Here is a 20,067-nt window from a genome sequence, read left to right on the forward strand (position 1 = left end):
TCAGGCCGCTGCCTTCACCGTCGGCGGAGCCTTCTTCAGCGGAATGCGCACCGACACGATGGTGCCTGCACCCTCGGTCGAGCGGATCTTCAGCGCGCCGCCCTGCAATTCGGCCAGCGAGCGCGAGATGGCGAGCCCGAGGCCCGAGCCGGTATGGTTCTTGGAGAACTGGTTCTGCACCTGTTCGAACGGCCGGCCGAGCTTGCTCAGCGCCTGCTTGGGGATGCCGCAGCCATTGTCCTCGATAGTGAGCAGCAGCGCCCCGGACGTGTTGCGCGCCCTGACCGTGATCTTTCCGCCCTGTCCGGTGAATTTCACCGCGTTGGAGAGCAGGTTGATGGCGATCTGCTTGATCGCGCGGCGGTCGGCATAGAGCCGCATCGCATCGGCGATGCGCGTCTCGACATTGATCGACTTTTCCGCCGCCTGCAGCGAGATCACCCGCACCGTCTCCTTGATCAGCGGGCAGAGATCGATCTCCTCGCGGTCGAGCGAGAACTGGCCGGCTTCGATCTTCGACATGTCGAGGATGTCGTTGATGACGCCGAGCAGGTATTTGCCGCTGCCGTTGATGTCGGTCGCGTATTCCTCGTAGCGCTCGGAGCCGAGCGGCCCGAACAGGCCCTGCTGCATCAGCTCGGAGAAGCCGATGATGGCGTTGAGCGGCGTGCGCAATTCATGCGACATGTTGGCGAGGAATTCCGACTTGGCGCGATTGGCCGCCTCGGCGCGCTCGGTTTCCTTCATGTATTTGCGGTTGAGTTCGACCAGTTCGCTGGCGCGTTCCTCCTCGGCGCGGCGGGCCAGGCTGAGATCGTGGATCGTCGCCATCAGCCGGCGCTCGCTGTCGACCAGCTTTTCCTGGTGCAGCTTGATCTGCGTGATGTCGGAGCCCACGGAAACGACGCCGCCGTCGCGGGTCCTGAGCTCGTTGACCTGCAGCCAGCGGCCGTCGGCAAGCTGGCGCTCCAAGCTGACGCCGCCCTGCGGCCCGTTGGCATTGGCGAGCCTGCGCTCCGACGCGAAGGCCAGCATGCGCTCCTCCAGCATATCGCGGGTCGCGCCCGGTACCACGTCGCGGTCCGACAGCCCGTTGTCCTTCTGGAACTTCGAATTGCACATGATCAGCCGTTCGGCGGCATCCCACAGCACGAAGGATTCGTTGATGTTCTCGATCGCGGTCCTGAGCCGCATGTCGGCCGCTTCCGAGCGCAGCGCCAAGTGCCGCTGCTCGGTGACGTCGACGGCGATGCCGATCAGCTGGATCTCCGGCGCCTCCGGGTCGATCACCTGGGCGCGGGCTCGCATCCACACCCATTGTCCGTCGGCGTGGCGCATGCGGAAAACCTGGTCGATATGGTCGATCTCGCGTTCGATGATGCGGTTGGCGAGCTCGAACAGGTCGCCGTCCTCCGGGTGGATGATCTCGTCGACCTCGCCGAAGGAGAGCATCGTATCGCAGGGCTCATAGCCCAGCATGTCGTACATCGAGCGCGACCAGTACATCTTGCCGCGCACCATGTCCCAGTCCCACAACCCGCAGCGGCCGCGCACCAGCGCCATGTCGATGCGCTGATGCGCCTCAAGATAGATGCGGTCCGCCGCCTGGGCGCGCGCCGCCTGGCCGAAATAGGCGTAGAGGATGACGATCAGCACGCCCGCCGTCAGCACGAACAGCGTGACGTTGAGCGACATCGACTTGCGCCAGCTGTCGAACACCGCTTCCTGCGGCACCAGCACGGCCGCCGTGTGTTTGCGGTCGCCGCCGAGGCTGACGGCGGCGAACCAGTCCTGTCCCGAGATGCTGACATCCATCACGCCGGCGCGGTCGCCGAACATGAACAGCGGCTGGCCGCCCAGCACGAGGCTGTCGAGCGTGCGGCCTTGCCAGCCCGTCGACAGCGGCGAAACGGCGATGACCTTGAAGTTGGCGTCGGTGATGGCGAGCACATGGGCGCGGCTCATGGCGCCTTGGCGGCTGGTGTTCTCCAGAAGGCTTATGGCATTGGCGCCGGCCGCGCTGGGGTCCGCGGTGACGGCCTGCGCCATCTGTCCGGCGGCCAGCGCCAGCACCGCCTTGGCGTCGCGCTCGATCTCGTCATGCTCGTTCATGAGCGACAGGAAGCGCAGCGCGGCAATGACGATGAGAAAAACGACGATCAGCGCCGGGATCGACCGGCGCAGCAGCGGCTCGGCGGCCAGGAGCCGCTGATAAGTGGGTTCGGCGATCAGGCGCGTATTGCCGGCAAGTCCATCGCTCCTTGCCTTGCGATGCGCAAAAGCCTTCCCTCCGGGCGCGCCCCACGCGTCCGCCTTGGCCATAAATGGCACTCCCCGATCTGCCGTATGGATGATCCGGCTACGCCGCACGCCCGAATCGTCAGTAAAGAATCAAAGCTGATTCGCCTTGTCCAGTGGCGCGGACGAAAAAGATTAAAAGTTGATTGAAATTCGTCCGAACAGCCGATCTCCGGGTCCCACAAGGGGGGAGATGGCCGGCAGGCCAGAGGGGGCGCTGTCGCGCCAACCCCTCAACTGCTCAATTGCCGGCACTCGTCAGATCTGGCTTTCGGGCGAGAAGCAAACGTCGCGATCCTTCATGCCCCGCTCTGCCCTGCCGGCATCTCCCCCACGAGGACCCACCAGGGGGAGATCGCTAATTACGCCAGTGTCCGCTCCACGATATCGCGCAGATCCGCCGAAAGATTCTCGGTCTTCGCCATGTCGAGCAGCGCCTGCCTGGCCTTGGTCTGACGTCCAGGCTCCAGCGAGCGCCAGGACCTGAGCGCCGTCGCCAGCCGCGCGGCTACCTGCGGATTGCGCTTCTCCACCTCCAGTACCGTCTCGGCAAACAGGCGATAACCTTCGCCGTCGGGGCGGTGGAAGCCGGTCTGGTTGGCGCTGGAGAAGGTGCCGATCAGCGAACGCACCCGGTTCGGGTTGGCGATCGAGAAGGCTGGGTGCCGCATGAGATCACGCACTTTCTCGACGGTCTTTGCGCCCGGCACACCGGCCTGGATCTGGAACCATTTGTCGAGTACCAGCGCGTCGCCGCGATAGCGGGCCTCGAAGGCGGCCAGCGCCTCTTCGGCCTCGGCCGTGCCTGGATGGCGATGCGCCAGCACGGCGAGCGCTGCCGCACGGTCGGTCATGTTGGTGGCGGCGGTGAAGTGCCCTGCGGCGAGGCCCGCGCCGCCCGGCAGCAGCGAAAGATAGTCGAGCAGGATGTTGCGCAGCGCCCTGCGCCCGGCGCTCGCCGCGTCCGGGCTGAACGGACCCTTGTCGGCAAGGCTCTCATAGAGCGCCGGAAAGGCCTCGCGGTTTGCCTCGGCGATCATCCGCGCCATCGCCTCGCGCGCGGCAAAGATGGCGTCTGGGTCGATGCCCTTGCCGATGTCGCGGGCAATATCGGCTTCGCCGGGAAGCGACAGCGCGAGCGCCCGGTAGGCCGGCTCCAGCGACTCGTCGCCGGCGATCCTGCCGGCAAGCTCGGCAAGCCGCGCTGCAAACACCGGCTCCTTGCCGCCGAGGGTCTGGCGGAAGGCGGCGATCAGCGCATCGGTCAAGAGCGTGTTGAACGCCTGCCAGCGCGCGAAGGCGTCGCTGTCATGCGCCGCGAGGAAGAACTGGTCGTCGGCCTTCTGCTGCACCGAAAGCGTGATCGGCGCCGAGAAGCCGCGGTTGAGCGACACCGAAGGCCGTTGCGAAATACCCGAGAAGCGCACCGTGTGCCGACGTTTGCGGATATGGATGACACCGTCATCCACCATTGCGCCCTCGACGGCAGTCCAGGCGACGGGCTTGCCGTTGGCGCCGACCAGGCCGAAGGCCAGCGGGATATGCATCAGCCGCTTGCGGCTTTCCGACGGCGTCGGCGGCACCGACTGCTCGATCTCCAGGGTGAACTCCTTTGCCGCCGCATTGTGCGCGGAACTTACCGTCAGGTTCGGTGTGCCGGCCTGGTGATACCAAAGCGCGAATTGCGCGAGGTCTCTGCCGGAGACGTCCTCGAAGACTTTGAGGAAATCCTCGATGGTCGCCGCCTCGCCGTCATGCCGCTCGAAATAGAGGTCCATGCCGGCACGGAAGGTTTCCGGCCCAAGGATGGTGCGGATCATACGCACCACTTCCGAACCCTTCTCGTAGACGGTCGCGGTGTAGAAGTTGTTGATCTCGCGGTAGCGTCGCGGCCTGACCGGATGCGCCAGCGGCCCCTGGTCTTCCGGGAACTGGTGCGCGCGCAGCGTGCGCACCTCGGCGATGCGCTTAACCGACCGCGAGCGCTGGTCGGCGGAGAATTCGTGGTCGCGGTAAACCGTCAGCCCTTCCTTCAGGCAGAGCTGGAACCAGTCGCGGCAAGTGATTCTGTTGCCAGTCCAATTGTGGAAGTATTCATGCGCGATGATCGCCTCGATGTTGGCGAAGTCGGCATCGGTCGCGGTCTCCTCGTCGGCCAGCACATATTTGTCGTTGAAGACGTTGAGGCCCTTGTTCTCCATGGCGCCCATGTTGAAGTCGGAGACGGCGACGATATTGAAGACGTCGAGGTCGTATTCGCGGCCGAAGGCTTCCTCGTCCCATTTCATCGAGCGTTTCAGCGCGTCCATCGCATAGCCGGCAAGCTGCTCCTTGCCGGGCTCCACATAGATACCGAGCTCGACCTCCCGGCCGGACATGGTGGTGAAGCTGCCCGCCACCTTGCCGAGCGCGCCCGCCACCAGCGCGAAAAGGTAGGAGGGTTTGGGGAAGGGGTCGTGCCAGACCGCATAATGCCGGCCGCTGCCCAGCGTGCCACTCTCCACAGGATTGCCGTTCGAAAGCAGCAGCGGCGCCTCGTTGTGCGGCGCTTCGATGCGCACCGTGTAGACCGACAGGATATCGGGACGGTCGAGGAAATAGGTGATGCGGCGAAAGCCCTCGGCCTCGCATTGCGTGCAATAGACGTTGTTGGAGCGATAAAGGCCCATCAGCGCCTCGTTGCGCGAAGGCGCGATCTCCGTCTCCAGGCGCAGCTCGAAACGCTGCGCCGCCGGCGGTTTCAGGATCGTCAGCCGGTCAGGCGTCGCCTCATAGTCGCTGGCCGGAAGCGTATGCCCGTCGACGGCAATGCCGAGCAACGTCAGCCCGTCGCCGTCGAGCACCAGCGGCGCCGAGGCGGCGACGCCCGCGCGCCGCTCGATCGTAAGCAGCGCGGTCACCTGGGTCGCGTCCGGCGACAGGCGGAAGTCGAGGCTGGTCCTCGGGATGAGATAGTCGCAGGGGCGATAGTCTTCGAGCTTGAAGACATGGCCGGTATCTGTGCGCATTCCTTAGGCTTTTCCTGTTGATTTCGGCCGGCCAGCCAGCTTGGCTGGTCCAAGAATTTTGAGGTGCGCGCTCTTTACACGAAACGGCCACTCGACAAAACTGCGGCATAGGTCGTGTTTCGCAATTCCGGACGGAAAACCGTTACACACTTTTCCTGGAATTGCTCTTGGCCTATTTCGCGGCTTCGTTTCCCGACTATCCTTACGAGGCAAGATGACCGTCGATCATGCCGTCGGCCACAACACGCTGCGCGGCATTACGCTGAAGATCGTCTCGGTGACGATCTTCGTCGGCATGCAGACCTGCATCAAGGCGGCCGGCGACGTGCCCGCGGGGCAGATCGTCTTCTTCCGCTCCTTCTTCGCCATCTTTCCGATCATCGCCTTCCTGGCCTTCAAGGGTGAATTGGCCACGGCATTCACGACGAGACGGCCGTTCAACCACGTCGCGCGCGGTGTGGTCGGCGTCGGCGCCATGGGGCTCGGCTTCTTCGCGCTGACCAGGCTGCCGCTGCCGGAAGCGATCACGCTGAACTACGCCCAGCCGCTGCTGGTCGTCGTGTTCTCCTCGATCTTCCTCGGCGAGACGATCCGCGTCTACCGCTGGAGCGCGGTCGCGGTCGGCCTTGCCGGCGTGCTGGTCATCTCCTGGCCCGAACTGACGCTGCTCAATTCCGATGAAGGCCTCGACGACCAGGAGGTGCTGGGCGTCATGGCCGCGCTGATCGCCGCCGCGATCTCGGCGGTCGCCATGCTTCTGGTGCGCAATCTCGTGCAGACGGAGAAGACGGCGACCATCGTGCTGTGGTTCTCCTCGACCGCTTCAGTGCTGTCGCTCTTCACGCTGCCCTTCGGCTGGCAGGCGCTGACGCCGATGCAGGCCGCGCTCCTCGTTGTCGCGGGCTTCTGCGGAGGGCTCGGCCAGATCCTGATGACGGCGGCCTACCGCCATGCCGAAGCCTCGGTCGTGGCGCCCTTCGAATACACCTCGATGATCCTCGGCGTCGTGGTCGGCTATTTCGTCTTCGGCGACGTGACCTCGCTGAACACCCTTGCGGGCGGCGTGATCGTGGTCGCCGCCGGTATCTTCATCATCTGGCGCGAGCGGCAACTGGGCCTGGAGCGCACGCGCATCAGGACGGTCACGCCGCCGCAGGGGTGAAGGCCTACGAAGCGGTCGCCCGCTCTTTCGCCAATCGCACCAGCACCGTCCTTGTCTGCTCATCCGCGGGGAAAAAAGATTCGATTGCCAGCTCCGACAGCGTGACGTCGAGCGGCGTACCGAAGACCGTGATCGTGCTGATGAACGACAGCACCTGATCGCCATGCGCGAGCCGCAGCGGATGCACGATGCCGCTCGGTTCGACCGGCGCCGGCCGGCTGCTCCTCAGGCCGGACGGATAGGTGCGCAATTCGCGCTCAAGCTCGATCAGCACCGGGTCGCCGGTGGCGTCGTTCTGGCGCTTCAGCCGCTCGATGAGATGCGCGCGCCACTCCGCCAGATTGACGATGCGCGGCGCCACGCCGCCCGGATGCAGGCTGAGCCTCAGCACATTGACCGGCGGCGCGAGCAGCGATGCTTCGGAGATGTCGGCGAGGAACGGAGCAATCGCGGTGTTTGCCGAAACGAGGTTCCAGTGCCGGTCCACCGCCAGCGCCGGGAAGGGTTCGTGGCCCTTGAGCACAGTCTCGACGGCGGCAAGCGCCGGTGCCAGTGTCGCATCGGTCAGCGGCTTTTCGCTGAAGCTCGGCGCGAAGCCGGCGGCAAGCAACAGTTGATTGCGTTGGCGCAGTGGAATCGACAGCTGCTCGGCCAGATGCAGCACCATGTCGCGCGAAGGCTGGGCCCGGCCGCTTTCGACGAAGGAGAGATGCCGCTGCGAGATATCGGCCTCCATAGCGAGGTCGAGCTGGCTCATGCGTCGCCGCGTGCGCCACTCGCGGATCAGGTTGCCGGCGGAAGCGTCGGATGTGGTCATAGGGTAGGACTAGGCTGTGGAGGGAGGGATTTCAATTACCTGGGAGGTTATTGGCTTCCCTTCTCCCACAAGGGGAGAAGGGGAAGACGTTCACGCCAACCCCCGCAACTTCGCCTTGACCTCAAGAAAATCCCGCCAGGCCAGCTTCTTGTGCGCCGGTGTCCTCAACAGATAGGCCGGATGCAGCGTCGGCATCGCCGGAATGGCTATGCCCGACGCCGTCGTGTGCACCCGCCAGTTGCCGCGCAGGCGCAGGATGCCCTCGGTCGTGTTGAGCAGCGTCTTGGCCGACGGACCGCCGAGATTGACCAGCACCTTGGGATTGACCAGTTCTATCTGCCTTTCGATGAACGGCCGGCAGATTTCGGTCTCGTGCGGTGTCGGCGTGCGGTTGCCCGGCGGCCGCCACGGAATGACGTTGGCGATATAGGCCGAGTTGCGGTCGAGGCCGATAGCGGCGAGCATACGGTCGAGCAGCCGGCCGGAGCGGCCGACAAAGGGCAGACCCTCGAGGTCCTCGTCTCGGCCCGGCGCCTCGCCGACCAACATAAGGTCGGCTTTCGGATTGCCGTCGGCGAAGACGAGGTTCTTGGCGGTGAATTTGAGATTACAGCCGTCGAAGCCGGCCATGTGCTGGCGCAGTTCCTCGAGCGTCGAGGCGCTTGCGGCCAGTTGCCGGGCAAGCAGCGCCTGCGCCTCGTCGGGAACGGTGGCGGCCGGCATGCGCGCCGGAGCGTCCGGAATATTGCGCGCGTCGAGGCCGGATGATGGCGTCGGTGGCTCTGGCGACTGGGGCCGCTCCGGGCCCCGCCCGGGTGCCGGGCGGCTCTCGGATCTGGGGTCGCGAGGCGGTGCGGCTGGCGTCCGCTCGGCAGCCCTGCGTTCGACCGACTTCGCCGCCGCTTCGGCAAACCGATTGACCGGCGCGTCTTCAAGCGCCTCGTCAACGCCGGCGCTGGCATAAAAGGCGAGCAGTTCGGCGATCTCGGCTGGTGTGCTGGGGGAGGCGGCAGTCATGGCGCCACCATCGTCCGCGCGGCGCCGATTTGCAAGGTTAAGCCACGCTCGCCTGTATTGGAGCATGTCGAGATTCAGGTCAGGCCGAGTCGAAAATGGTGGTTTCCGAGAACCGGAGCGGAGCGTATTTTTCGTACGTGAGCACCGGAAGCGCAGGAAACCGCCATTTGCAGGCCGGCCTGACCTGAATATCGATATGCTTTCACCCAGTCGGTATGCGCGGATCCTGCACGATGTAAAATGTCCAGCGCGGCGTGTAGTCGGTGATCAGGAAGTCGAAGGTCGCCGCCTTCAGCGGGTCGACCTTGCCGTTCTTGAACAGCAGCTGGTCATAGGGTTCGAACCGGCGGTCGAAATCGGCGAAATTGCTCGACCAGATGTTGTCGGGCGTCTTGTTGCGCTGGTCGAAGGAAAGGCCGTCGCCGAACACGCTTGGCTGGTCGAGGATTTCCTGCAGCTCGAACTGGAATTCCACCCAGGGCAGGGCGCTGTTGTTGAGCACGTCGATGCGCATATACATCACGCCGTTGGCGACCTGGCCTGCCTTGCCGAATGGCTCGATCGGCTTGGTCGCGCGGATCGTCAGCGTCACCGGCGTCGCCGTGTTCAGTTCCTCCCTGATGATCAGCGGGTCTTCCTTGGTACCGATGCCGGAAGCACCCGTGATGCGGAAGCCGCCCAGTTCGTCGGAAAAGGAATAGGCGCCGGTGGCCCAGACCTTCACCGGATCGGCCTCCGCCGGCACGGACAAAAAGAGGAGTGGAAGAACCGCGCGCCAGGCCACGCCTGGCGTGAAGAGTAAGCGCTTCGATGGAAAGCCGGCTGGCTCTGGACTGCGCATGGTGCGAAGTATTGCCGATAACCAAGCCGTCGAACAATTAAAAACATGCGGACGCGGCCTGGCCTTCCATCCGATTGGCGCTGGCCTATGCTTGGCCATGGCCTGCGCGGCGACCGTTTCGTAGGCAAAACCGCGACTTTTTGTCGAAATCGGCGTTGTCACGTCAGCGCCGGTTTCGCGTCGCGAATTGATGCGCTATGCAGCGCGTGAGCCAGCACAATGCGAAAACATGGCGAGCCAGTGAGGGGCCGATGAGCGAAATCGAACGCGAGAGCATGGAATTCGACGTGGTGATCGTCGGTGCGGGTCCCGCCGGCCTTGCCGCCGCGATCCGTCTGAAGCAGCTCAATCCGGACCTTTCCGTCGTCGTCCTGGAGAAGGGCGGCGAGGTCGGCGCCCATATCCTGTCGGGTGCGGTCGTCGATCCGATCGGCATCGACCGCCTGCTGCCCGGCTGGCGCGAGGAGGGCGATCATCCGTTCAAGACGCCTGTGACCGCGGACCATTTCCTGGTGCTTGGCCCTGCCGGCTCGTTCCGCCTGCCCAACTTCCTGATGCCGCCGCTGATGAACAACCACGGCAATTACATCGTCTCGCTGGGCAATGTCTGCCGCTGGCTGGCGACCAAGGCCGAGGCGCTGGGCGTCGAGATCTATCCGGGCTTCGCCGCGGCAAGCCTCGTCTACAACGACGCTGGCGCCGTCACCGGCGTCATCACCGGCGACATGGGCGTCGAGAAGGACGGCACGCACGGCCCGGCTTACGCGCCGGGCATGGCGCTGATAGGCAAATACGTGCTGATCGGCGAGGGTGCGCGCGGCTCGCTCGCCAAGCAGCTTATCGCCAAATACCAGCTTGCCGACGGCCGCGAGCCGGGCAAGTTCGGCATCGGCCTCAAGGAGCTCTGGCAGGTCAAGCCCGAGAACCATAAGCCGGGTCTGGTGCAGCATTCCTTCGGCTGGCCGCTCGACATGAAGACCGGCGGCGGCTCTTTCCTCTACCATCTCGAGGACAACCAGGTGGCGGTCGGCTTCGTGGTCCACCTGAACTACAAGAACCCCTATCTCTCGCCCTTCGAGGAGTTCCAGCGCTTCAAGACGCATCCGGCGATCGCCGGCACCTTCCAGGGCGCCAAGCGCATCGGCTATGGCGCGCGCGCCATCACCGAGGGCGGCTGGCAGTCCGTGCCGAAGCTTTCCTTCCCGGGCGGCGTGCTGATGGGCTGTGCTGCCGGCTTCGTCAACGTGCCGCGCATCAAGGGTTCGCACAACGCGGTGCTCTCGGGCATGCTGGCGGCCGAGCATGTGGCCGAGGCGATTGCCGGTGGCCGTGCCAATGACGAGCTCGCTTCCTATGAGGAAGCCTGGCGCGGCACCGATATCGGCAAGGACCTGAAGAAGGTCCGCAACGTCAAGCCGCTGTGGTCGCGCTTCGGCACCATTGTCGGCGTCGGCATCGGCGGCCTCGACATGTGGCTGAACACGCTGTTCGGCTTCTCGCCCTTCGGAACCATGAAGCATGGCAAGGCCGACTATGCGACGCTCGAGCCGGCCTCCAAGCATCAGAAGATCGCCTATCCGAAGCCGGATGGCGTGCTGACCTTCGACCGGCTCTCCTCGGTGTTTCTTTCCAACACCAACCACGAGGAGAACGAGCCGACCCATCTGATCGTCGCCGACATGGCGCTGCAGCAGCGTTCAGAGCACGATGTCTTCGCCGGTCCCTCGACCCGCTACTGCCCGGCCGGCGTCTATGAATGGGTGGACAAGGACGGCAACGCCGCCGCCGATCCGGCGGCCAAGGACGTGCGCTTTGTCATCAACGCGCAGAACTGCGTGCACTGCAAGACCTGCGACATCAAGGATCCGAACCAGAACATCAACTGGGTGCCGCCACAAGGCGGTGAAGGCCCCGTCTACCAGGGCATGTGAGCCGCGCCTAACCGCCAAGACCGTTGAAGCCGCGCGCCGAGTATGGTCTGCTTAGCCCCTGAACAAGGAGGCGGACATGCGGCGCATCAGCCTGGCAATTTTAGCTGCTGCCGGCGTGCTTTTGTCCGGGGCCGCGTCAGCAGGCACCAAGCTGACCGTTCATGTGCGCAGCTATGACGTCGCCGGCAGGACCGGCGCGGAACTGATCGAGGCGATGGATGGCCTCGGGCCGAGGCACGGCCATGCCGCGCGCGCCATCGCCGAGACCGGCTATACCGTGCATTGGAACCTCGACGTGAAACGGGACAATGGCATCTGCCGGCTGCGTCAGGCCACCGGCACGATCGACCTGACCTACACCTTTCCGCGCCGCACGTCCCCGTCCGGTCCGGTCCTGCGCAGGCGCTGGGATCGCTTCATGGCCGGCGTGCGCCAGCATGAACATACCCATGGCCGCATCGCCAAGCAGATGATGCGGGCGACCGAGACGGCGCTCGCCGGGCTCGAGCGGCAGGACAACTGGTTCTGTACCGGTCTTCGTTGGGACGCCAGGCGCCGCATCGACACGATCTATGCCGACTACGAGGCCAGGCAGAATGCCTTCGACGCGCGCGAGCACCGCGACGGCGGCCATGTCGAGAAATTGGTCAATGCATTGATGGGGAAGAACTGAAGCTCGAGCCGTTCACCTACCAAGCGGACGTCAGCTGCGCGGCTTGTCCGGCGCGTCGTTCGCCGCCAGCGCCGACTTGTGCTCGTCCTCGGGCGCGTTGCTGTCGGACCGCAGCGTGAATTCGACCAGAACAGGCAGATGGTCGGAGCCGGTGTCGTCCATTCGGACCGACGACAGGATCGTCACCCCGCCCTTGCTGAACACCTGGTCGATCGGCAGGCCCGCATAGCGGCGCACGACGTCGGGCAGCGTCCGGTGGATCCAGGTCCGGCCGGCCGACGGCATCAGCGTCATGCCGCTGAGCCGCGCCACCCGCAGCACCGCCGCGCTCCACGGCACGGCGTTGCAGTCGCCGGCCATGATGGCGGTCTCGCCGAGCCTGGCCAGCGGTTCCGCCAGTTCGCCGATCTGCCAGTATTGCTCCTTCGGCCACGGCCAGCTGAGATGGATCGCGGCGACGTTGACCGGAATGCCGCCGAAATCGATCGTGGCGGTCGCCATCGCGCCGCGCGGCTCGCAACGCGGCGCAGTGCCGGCGGCGAAGGGACGGCGCGAAAGCAACGCGACGCCGAATATGCCGTTGGGATAGTCGCAAAGGATCCGATAGGGATAGGCGCTGGCCATATAGCCGAGCTCCGTGGCCCACATCCCGGACACTTCGTCGAGCGTGATGACGTCCGGATTGGTCCGGCCGATCAGCGACAGCACCTTCTTCGGCGTCGGATTGTTGAAGCGCAGGTTCATCTGCAGCAGGCTGTAGACGATCCTGTCGGCCGGCTTTGCGACCGCCTGCTGCGTCGACAATCTCGGCAGCGCGCTCGCCGTCGTGGCGAAGCAGGCGATGGCGAAGACCAGCGCGGCGACCGCCTGCAGCCGGTAGGGGCCGGCAAGCAGCGCCAGCGCGAGCAAGGCCGTCAGCACGCTCAGATGCATGCGGAAATGCGAGAAGGAATCGAAGGCCGGATGCAGCGCGCCGAAGAATCCGGCCAGCAGCGCGGCCGAGCATGCCATCATCGCCAGGAATGTCAGCTGAGCCATCATGCTCAAGCGCGCGCCGCCCGTCGTCATTTGCTCCGAGTGCCCCAGCCTTCCATCCGGACCGCTTATCGGCCAAATTGCGGCTCAAGCAAGACGACCGATTGCCTCGCGGGTCAAAAGTTGGCGATTACTGGAACGCCGTTTCCGAAAAGCTTCTCAGCTTGCGCGAATGCAACCGCTCCATCGGCATCTCGGCCAGTTTCTCCATCGCCTTGATGCCGATGGTGAGATGCTGCGCCACCTGCCGCTTGTAGAACTCGGTCGCCATGCCGGGCAGCTTCAGCTCGCCATGCAGCGGCTTGTCGGAAACGCACAGCAACGTCCCGTAAGGCACGCGGAAGCGGAAGCCGTTGGCGGCGATAGTGGCCGATTCCATGTCGAGCGCGATGGCGCGCGACTGCGACAGGCGCTGCACCGGCCCGCGCTGGTCGCGCAGCTCCCAGTTGCGGTTGTCGATGGTGGCGACGGTGCCGGTGCGCATGATGCGCTTGAGGTCGTAGCCCGACAAACCGGTCACCTCGGCGACCGCTTCCTGCAGCGCCACCTGGATTTCGGCCAGTGGCGGGATCGGCACCCAGACCGGCAGGTCGTCATCCAGCACATGGTCCTCGCGCACATAGGCATGGGCCAGCACATAGTCGCCCAGCGCCTGCGTGTTGCGCAGGCCCGCGCAATGGCCGAGCATGACCCACGCATGCGGCCTCAGCACCGCGATATGGTCGGTGATGGTCTTGGCGTTGGATGGGCCGACGCCGATATTGACCATGGTGATGCCGCCATGGCCGGGCTTCTTCAGATGGTAGGCCGGCATCTGCGGCAGGCGCTGCGGCGGTGTGCCTTCCGATTCTGTTGCCCCGTTCCGGGTCACGACATTGCCGGGTTCGATGAATTCGACATAGCCGCTGTCGCCACTGGCCATCAACTCGCGGGCCCGCGCCACGAATTCGTCGATGTAGAACTGGTAATTGGTGAACAGCACGAAATTCTGGAAATGTTGCGGGCTGGTCGCCGTGTAATGCGTCATGCGGTGCAGCGAATAATCGATGCGCTGCGCGGTGAACGGCGCCAGCGGCCGCGGCTCGCCGAACGCCACCTCGAAGGTGCCGTTGGCGATCTGGTCATCGGTGCCGTCGAGGTCCGGCACGTCGAACAGGTCGCGGATCGGCCGCTTGATGCGCTCGGCGGCCGCGCCGTCGACATAGGTGCCTTCCAGGAAGGCGAAATGCAGCGGGATGGGTGTCGTCGATTCCGAGACCGTCACCGTCACGCCGTGATTGCGCATGATGAGCCGAAGCTGCTCGATGAGATAGTTCTCGAACAGTTGCGGCTGCGTGATCGTGGTGGCGAAATGGCCGGGCGTCGGCATATGGCCATAGGCCTGGCGCGAGTCGACCTGGCTGAACGAGGTCGTGGTGACGCCGATCTGCGGATAGAAGGCCCGGTAGCGCTTGCTTTCATCTCCGCCCGCGGCAAGGGCCGAGAAAGAATCGCGCAGGAATTTGGTGTTGCGGTCGTACAGCGCCTGCAGCGCCGCGACGGCCTTTCTGGCGTCGTGGAAGTCCTGCTTGCCGAAGGGCTCCGGCATGACGACCGAGTCGATGGCTTGGGGGTAGATTCGCTTTTCCATGGCTCAATATAGAGATTTGGAAGAGCGGTTGGGAGGGGTGAGCGGACAGGAACCGCGACCCAGCTGGAGATTTTTTGTTGTCGCTCCGATTCAAGGTGTGACGAGATTCAGGTCAGGCCCGAGTCGAGAAAGGTGGATTCCGAGAACCGGCCTACGCCGGCCGTAGCCTTCATAGGACGGAGACATTTATGAGGGCTTCGGCCGGCGAAGGCCGGAGCGGAGCGTACTTTTCGTACGTGAGCACCGGAAGCGCAGGAAGCCGCGTTTCGCAGGCCGGCCTCACCTGAATATCGTCACACCTACCCCCGCTGCAGGCTGATCAGCAGCACGAAGCCTACGCTGGTGTTCTTGTGCGGCGGTGCCTCGATCCTGTTGCCGGTGTCGGCGCGCATCATCGGCACGGCCAGCACCGGGGCGGCGAGCAGCATCAGGATGAGCGTCGCCCGTGGCAGCAGCCGAAGGATCTTCATTGCATTATCGGCGATGCGGTTCATTTTGGTGGTCCCCGGTTTTCAGCTTGGTTCGATTTCCAGCTTGGTCGTTTCAGCGCTTGAATTGGTTCACGAAGCCGACAATGCAGGCACCGGCCGTTCCCACGAGCGAACAGGGTGGCCAGCCTCCGCCACCAGGATGGCGAAGAACATGCCGAACAGGCTCATCAGCAGGCAGACGATGGTGAAGCGACGGGCAAGCATTTCTCTCTCCTTCAATGCGGGAGAAAATGCCTGACGGCCTCTGAACCGGTTCTGAGACCGGTATTCATCTGCGGTTCAAATTGATTGACGAGGTCTTGAACAGGTGCCGGTGGCGCAGCGCCGGTCCGGCGGAGCGCTGCCGCTCCAAAAGAAAGCGGGGCCGTTCGGCCCCGTCTCGGATGATCTGGAATCTGGCGATCAGAGCTTATGCCAGGTCTGGCTCTTGCAGATCAGGCCGCCGAGTACGCAGCCGCTCATCTTGAGCGTCGTGCCCGTAAGCGTCGCCTTGCCGGAATAGGTCTTGTCGTTCGCCGGGTCGGTGATGTTGCCGGCATATTTGTTGTCGCCGGTCGCCTTCATCGAGCCGATCGTCTTGCCCGCATATTTGCCGGTCTTGAGCGTGATGGAGAATGAGCCGCCGCCGCCGATCGTCGCCGTCTCGCCGGATTGCGTCTTCCAACTGCCTTCGATCGGGTCGGCCCATGCGGCGCCCGCCATGATCAAGGTGGCCGCCAGGGCCAGGCTCATCTTTCGAAACATCTTGTCCTCCTCCCTATGGGGTTGCGGCGGGCTCCGGTCCGCCTTCCTGCCCCTTACGCAAAGGTAAAGCTAATTCAGCTCCCGCCAAAACAAAAGCGGTGCCGCCACGGAAGGTTGCAAGGATTTTCGCCGCGCGGATGGCTGAAAATAAACGCGACCGGAAAAACGCTTCGGTTTCGGTGGTTAGCGAAGTCTTGATTCCACTCGCGGCAATTTTCATCGAATTTGACGCAAAATGGCTGAAACGCTGGATTCCCATGCTTAACAGTTTTTCGCGTTTACCTCTTGTTTTAGCTTTGTTTTCCTCAAATTAAGCAAGCCATTTAACGACGGATTCAAGGCCAGCCGTCATCCTCGAAAGCATCGAAAGAGCGCCCTGCCCCAAAGGGATACCAAGGGAAAAGGAGGCAGCTCTCGGGAGCCAGACAGGGGATTGAAATGGCACGCTTTGAAATGCTTGAAGACGGCTTCGGCGCCATGGGGGCAACTGCCCAGGCCGACATTCTTTTCGAACTGGGCATGATGTATGCGACCGGCCGCGATTGCGAGACCGATGTCGTTGCCGCCCACAAATGGTTCAACATCGCCGCGATCAAGGGCTCGGCCCGCGCCGCCGAGCTGCGCTCGGAGCTGTCAGCCACCATGTCGAAAGTCGAGATCGCCACGGCGCTGCGCGAAGCGCGCGAATGGATGACGATGCACTGATCCTCAGCGCGCGCAGCGCTCGGAAATTCATTGGGACAAGGCCGCGAAAAGACGGCCGGTCAGGAAGAACGAGAACGCGGCAGGTTGAGACAACCGAAGCCACGCAAGAACAGGGAAGCGAGCGGGGTTCAGGCGCGGGGGCGCCGGGGAAGCTCGATTGCAAAAAAAGCCGCGACCGGCCGGGACAAGGCCGGCGCGGCTTTTTGCATTACGCTTGGTAATCGGCCGCGTGGCCCAAGAAATCCTCGCCTAAATGAACCAAAACCTTCCGCATTGTGCTCTCGACAGTTTCGGCGAAGGGTGAAATTGTCCCGGCTCTGTGGAAGAAGCGCGGCCGGAGCGGCGCGCGCAAGTGGAGGAGTTCTTATAGTCATGAAAAAATTGGGTATTTTGAGCGCGGCCGCATTTGGCCTGATGATGAGCGCCTCGGTTGCCTTCGCCGACGACATCACCATTTCGGTGGTCGGCCCGATGACCGGCCAACTCGCCACCATCGGTGACCAGTTCAAGCAGGGCGCGCAGGCTGCCGCCGACGCGATCAATGCCGCTGGCGGCGTCAACGGCTCCCAGATCAAGCTCGACATCGAGGACGACCAGTGCGATCCGAAGCAGGCGGTCTCGGTCGCCAACCGCATCGTCGCCAACGGCGTCAAGTTCGTCGACGGTCATGCTTGCTCGGGCTCGAGCATTCCGGCCTCGGCCGTCTATGCCGAAGCCGGCACGCTGATGATGAGCCCCGCTTCGTCCAACCCGGTGCTGACCGATGCCGCGGCCAAGGCCGGCTGGCCGACCATCATGCGCCTCTACACACGTGACGACGCGCAGGGCGCCTTCATCGGCCCTTGGATCGCCAAGAAATACGCCGGCAAGAACGTTGTCGTCCTGCACGACAAGAGCGCCTACGGCCAGGGTGTTGCCGATGCCGTGAAGGCGACGATGAATGCCGGCGGCCTCAAGGAAGTCGACTATGAAGGCATCAATGCCGGCGAGAAGGACTATTCGGCCCTCGTCACCAAGCTGAAGGAACTCAAGGCCGACGTTGTCTACTTCGGCGGCTATCACCCGGAGGCGGGCTTGATCCTGCGTCAGGCGGCCGAGCAGAACGTCAAGTTCCAGCTGATCATGCCGGACTCGATCGCTTCGCCGGAATTCTGGCAGGTCGCCGGCCCGGCCGGTGAAGGCACCATGTTCGTCTTCCCGTCGGACCCGCAGTCGAAGCCCGAAGCCAAGGACGCCGTCGCCAAGATCAAGGCCGGCGGCTTCACGCCTGAAGGCTTCACGCTGTTCTCCTACGCCGTGATCCAGGCCGTGGCTGAAGGCGTCAAGCGCGCCGGCACCGACGATCCGGCCAAGGTCGCCGAGGCGCTCAAGGACGGCAAGCCGATCAGCACTGTCGTCGGCGACGTCGTCTTCGACGAGAAGGGCGACCTGAAGAACGCCAGCTACGACATCAACCAGTGGCACGACGGCAAATACGCGCCGATCCAGCCGTAATTTGGTTCCGCAATCGAGGAAATGGCCGGGCTCGTCCCGGCCAATTTCGTTTGTGCCGTGGCATTGACGTACAGGCGAGGCCGGGGCTGTCCCGCCGACATAGCTATTTAACCATTCAGCACTTCAGCACTTCAGCCCTGGCCGTCCTCCGCGAACCGGACCAGCACCGTGCCGTCGCTGACCTGTGCGCCCTCGGCCGCGATCTCGGCGATCACGCCGTCATGCGGGGCGGCGATCATATGCTCCATCTTCATGGCTTCGAGGATCAAGAGCGGCTGGCCCTTGATCACGGCATCGCCCGCCGCGGCGCGCACCAGCTTGACCAGACCCGGCATCGGCGCGCGCAGGTTGGCTGTGGCGGCACCCGCCTCGTCGGCCTTGGCAAGCGGATCGGGAACCGTGAACGTATAGCCGACCGCGCCCTCGAAGACGGTGACGTGGCCGGGCCAGCGGGCGGCATGCGGCATGGTCCGCAAATCGTGCGTGTTCACCGCATCATGCGGTGCCTCCAGCGCCACCTGGAAGCGGCCGTCCGGCCGTGCCGAAACCCTGGCCAGGATGTTCTCCTCGCCATGGCGCAGGCGAATGCGGCGCGACAGCGTGTGGAAATGCGCATAGCCGGAAAGCGTGGACCAGGGATCGGCGGCGGGACCCGGCGTGCCGGCATCCATCGCGGCCAGCGCCGCCGCGGCGATCGTCTCGTCGCCCGGCCCGGGAATGGTGGTGAGCGCCTCCTGATGCCGGCCGATCAGCCCGGTATCGACGTCGCCGGCCGCGAAATCGGCGTCGGCCGCGAGCGCCGCCAGGAAGGCGGTGTTGACGGTCGAGCCGGCGACTTCGGTCCGGGCGAGGGCATCGCGCAGCACGCCGAGCGCCGTGGCCCGGTCCTCGCCGTGCGCAACCAGCTTGGCGATCATCGGGTCGTAGAAGGGCGAGATCGCATCGCCGGCGCGCACGCCGGTCTCGATGCGCATCGCGGCGCCTTCCGGGGCAGCGTCGGGGAACTTGAGATGATGCAGCGTGCCGGTCGCCGGCAAAAACCCTTTCGCGGCGTCCTCGGCATAGAGGCGCGCCTCGAAAGCGTGGCCGGCAAGCGCGATCTCGCCCTGCGTTTTCGGCAGTTTTTCGCCGGACGCGACGCGAAGCTGCCATTCGACCAGATCGACGCCGGTGACCATCTCGGTGACGGGGTGCTCGACCTGCAGCCGCGTGTTCATCTCCATGAACCAGAAGCGGTCGACCTTGAGCCCCTGAGAGGCGTCGACGATGAACTCGATCGTGCCTGCGCCCGAATAATTGATCGCCTTGGCGGCCTTCACGGCCGCCTCCGTCATCGCCTTGCGCAGCGCCGGCGTCATGCCAGGAGCGGGCGCCTCCTCGATCACCTTCTGGTGGCGGCGCTGTGCCGAGCAGTCGCGTTCATAGAGATGCACGGCATTGCCGAAATTGTCGCCGAACACCTGCACTTCGATGTGGCGCGGCTTGTCGACATATTTTTCCACCAGCACGCGATCGTCGCCGAACGCCGCTTTCGCTTCGCGCCGCGCGCCGGAAAGCGCCTCCGAGAAATCGTCGGGGTGGTTGACGCGCCGCATGCCCTTGCCGCCGCCGCCGGCCCGCGCCTTGATCAGCACCGGATAGCCGATCTCGCGCGCTTTGGACGCGAGCAGCACGATTTCCTGCGCCTCGCCGTGATAGCCAGGCACTACCGGCACGCCGGCCGTCTCCATCAGCCGCTTGGCGGCGTCCTTCAATCCCATGGCGCGGATCGAGGCGGCGGAGGGGCCGATGAAGACGAGGCCTGCCGCCGCCACCCGGTCGACGAAGTCGGGGTTTTCCGACAGGAAGCCGTAGCCGGGATGAATGGCCTCGGCGCCGGTGGCAAGCGCCCCCGCCACGATCCTGTCGCCGCGCAGATAGCTCTCGCCGACGGGCGAGGGGCCGATATGCACCGCCTCGTCGGCCATCTCGACATGCAGGGCCTTGGCGTCCGCATCGGAATAGACGGCAACGGTGCGCACGCCGAGCTTGCGGGCGGTGCGGATGACGCGGCAGGCGATCTCGCCGCGATTGGCGATCAGGATCTTACCGAACATGGAGCCTCCGCAGCCAGGGTGTGTCTCGGGCGACGACGGCATACCTTCGCGCCCCCCTCTGTCCTGCCGGACATCTCCCCCACTAGGGGGGAGATCGGACGTCACGACGGCTTTCGCCAATCGCT

17 protein-coding genes are annotated in these 20,067 nt (G+C 64.5%); 5 read left to right on the forward strand and 12 right to left on the reverse strand.

Annotated elements, in window-relative coordinates; all coding sequences use genetic code 11:
• Together FJ417_RS25280 and pepN are read right to left on the reverse strand one after the other, a co-directional pair.
• Positions 1-2,322 (reverse strand): PAS domain-containing sensor histidine kinase, encoded by a 2,322-nt coding sequence (locus FJ417_RS25280; RefSeq protein ID WP_140785302.1) that lies wholly within the window; start codon positions 2,320-2,322, stop codon positions 1-3.
• A 338-nt stretch (positions 2,323-2,660) separates the two neighbouring features.
• A complete protein-coding gene (gene pepN / locus FJ417_RS25285) occupies positions 2,661-5,306 on the reverse strand; it encodes an aminopeptidase N (protein WP_140785303.1) in 2,646 nt (881 codons plus the stop codon).
• A 214-nt stretch (positions 5,307-5,520) separates the two neighbouring features.
• Between pepN and FJ417_RS25290 the strand changes: the two genes are divergently transcribed.
• Positions 5,521-6,468: a DMT family transporter gene (locus FJ417_RS25290; protein ID WP_140643678.1), complete on the forward strand. Its 948-nt coding sequence runs from the start codon at positions 5,521-5,523 to the stop codon at positions 6,466-6,468.
• Between the two features lie 4 nt (positions 6,469-6,472).
• On the opposite strand, the gene FJ417_RS25295 is transcribed toward FJ417_RS25290, so the two are convergent.
• The 3 genes from FJ417_RS25295 to FJ417_RS25305 all read right to left on the reverse strand — a co-directional run bounded on the left by FJ417_RS25295 (position 6,473) and on the right by FJ417_RS25305 (position 9,143).
• Positions 6,473-7,285 (reverse strand): helix-turn-helix transcriptional regulator, encoded by an 813-nt coding sequence (locus FJ417_RS25295; RefSeq protein WP_140785304.1) that lies wholly within the window; start codon positions 7,283-7,285, stop codon positions 6,473-6,475.
• 90 nt (positions 7,286-7,375) lie between these two features.
• Positions 7,376-8,302 (reverse strand): uracil-DNA glycosylase, encoded by a 927-nt coding sequence (locus tag FJ417_RS25300; RefSeq protein ID WP_140785305.1) that lies wholly within the window; start codon positions 8,300-8,302, stop codon positions 7,376-7,378.
• A 202-nt stretch (positions 8,303-8,504) separates the two neighbouring features.
• Entirely contained in the window at positions 8,505-9,143 is a 639-nt protein-coding gene (locus tag FJ417_RS25305; RefSeq protein WP_140785306.1) for a hypothetical protein, read from the reverse strand.
• A 251-nt stretch (positions 9,144-9,394) separates the two neighbouring features.
• Between FJ417_RS25305 and FJ417_RS25310 the strand changes: the two genes are divergently transcribed.
• Both FJ417_RS25310 and FJ417_RS25315 read left to right on the forward strand, forming a co-directional pair.
• Entirely contained in the window at positions 9,395-11,074 is a 1,680-nt protein-coding gene (locus FJ417_RS25310; protein WP_140785307.1) for an electron transfer flavoprotein-ubiquinone oxidoreductase, read from the forward strand.
• 76 nt (positions 11,075-11,150) lie between these two features.
• Positions 11,151-11,747 (forward strand): DUF922 domain-containing protein, encoded by a 597-nt coding sequence (locus tag FJ417_RS25315; RefSeq protein ID WP_140785308.1) that lies wholly within the window; start codon positions 11,151-11,153, stop codon positions 11,745-11,747.
• A gap of 30 nt (positions 11,748-11,777) precedes the next feature.
• Here FJ417_RS25315 and FJ417_RS25320 read toward each other — a convergent pair whose 3' ends face one another.
• From FJ417_RS25320 to FJ417_RS25340, 6 genes are all read right to left on the reverse strand, one after another.
• Positions 11,778-12,788, reverse strand: coding sequence for an endonuclease/exonuclease/phosphatase family protein (locus FJ417_RS25320; RefSeq protein ID WP_140785315.1), 1,011 nt, complete (start codon positions 12,786-12,788; stop codon positions 11,778-11,780).
• Between the two features lie 124 nt (positions 12,789-12,912).
• Complete coding sequence (locus FJ417_RS25325) at positions 12,913-14,370, reverse strand: AMP nucleosidase (RefSeq protein WP_246687542.1); 1,458 nt, start codon at positions 14,368-14,370, stop codon at positions 12,913-12,915.
• 341 nt (positions 14,371-14,711) lie between these two features.
• Positions 14,712-14,906, reverse strand: coding sequence for a hypothetical protein (locus FJ417_RS25330; RefSeq protein ID WP_140785310.1), 195 nt, complete (start codon positions 14,904-14,906; stop codon positions 14,712-14,714).
• Between the two features lie 66 nt (positions 14,907-14,972).
• Entirely contained in the window at positions 14,973-15,107 is a 135-nt protein-coding gene (locus tag FJ417_RS33865; protein WP_281405931.1) for a hypothetical protein, read from the reverse strand.
• 198 nt (positions 15,108-15,305) lie between these two features.
• A complete protein-coding gene (locus FJ417_RS25335) occupies positions 15,306-15,647 on the reverse strand; it encodes a DUF2147 domain-containing protein (RefSeq protein ID WP_140643610.1) in 342 nt (113 codons plus the stop codon).
• Between the two features lie 13 nt (positions 15,648-15,660).
• A complete protein-coding gene (locus FJ417_RS25340; protein WP_140785311.1) occupies positions 15,661-15,906 on the reverse strand; it encodes a hypothetical protein in 246 nt (81 codons plus the stop codon).
• Positions 15,907-16,085: 179 nt separating this feature from the next.
• Here FJ417_RS25340 and FJ417_RS25345 point away from each other — a divergent pair, with 179 nt between their 5' ends.
• Entirely contained in the window at positions 16,086-16,352 is a 267-nt protein-coding gene (locus tag FJ417_RS25345) for a sel1 repeat family protein (protein ID WP_027164869.1), read from the forward strand.
• A gap of 372 nt (positions 16,353-16,724) precedes the next feature.
• On the forward strand, positions 16,725-17,846 hold the full coding sequence (locus FJ417_RS25350; RefSeq protein WP_140643613.1) for an ABC transporter substrate-binding protein: 1,122 nt from the start codon (positions 16,725-16,727) through the stop codon (positions 17,844-17,846).
• Positions 17,847-17,977: 131 nt separating this feature from the next.
• Here FJ417_RS25350 and FJ417_RS25355 read toward each other — a convergent pair whose 3' ends face one another.
• Positions 17,978-19,942 carry an acetyl/propionyl/methylcrotonyl-CoA carboxylase subunit alpha gene (locus tag FJ417_RS25355; protein WP_140785312.1) on the reverse strand — a complete coding sequence of 655 codons (1,965 nt, stop codon included), beginning with the start codon at positions 19,940-19,942 and terminating at the stop codon, positions 17,978-17,980.
• Between the last annotated feature and the right edge of the window lie 125 nt (positions 19,943-20,067).

It is taken from the genome of Mesorhizobium sp. B3-1-7 (genome assembly GCF_006439385.1).
Lineage (GTDB): Bacteria > Pseudomonadota > Alphaproteobacteria > Rhizobiales > Rhizobiaceae > Mesorhizobium.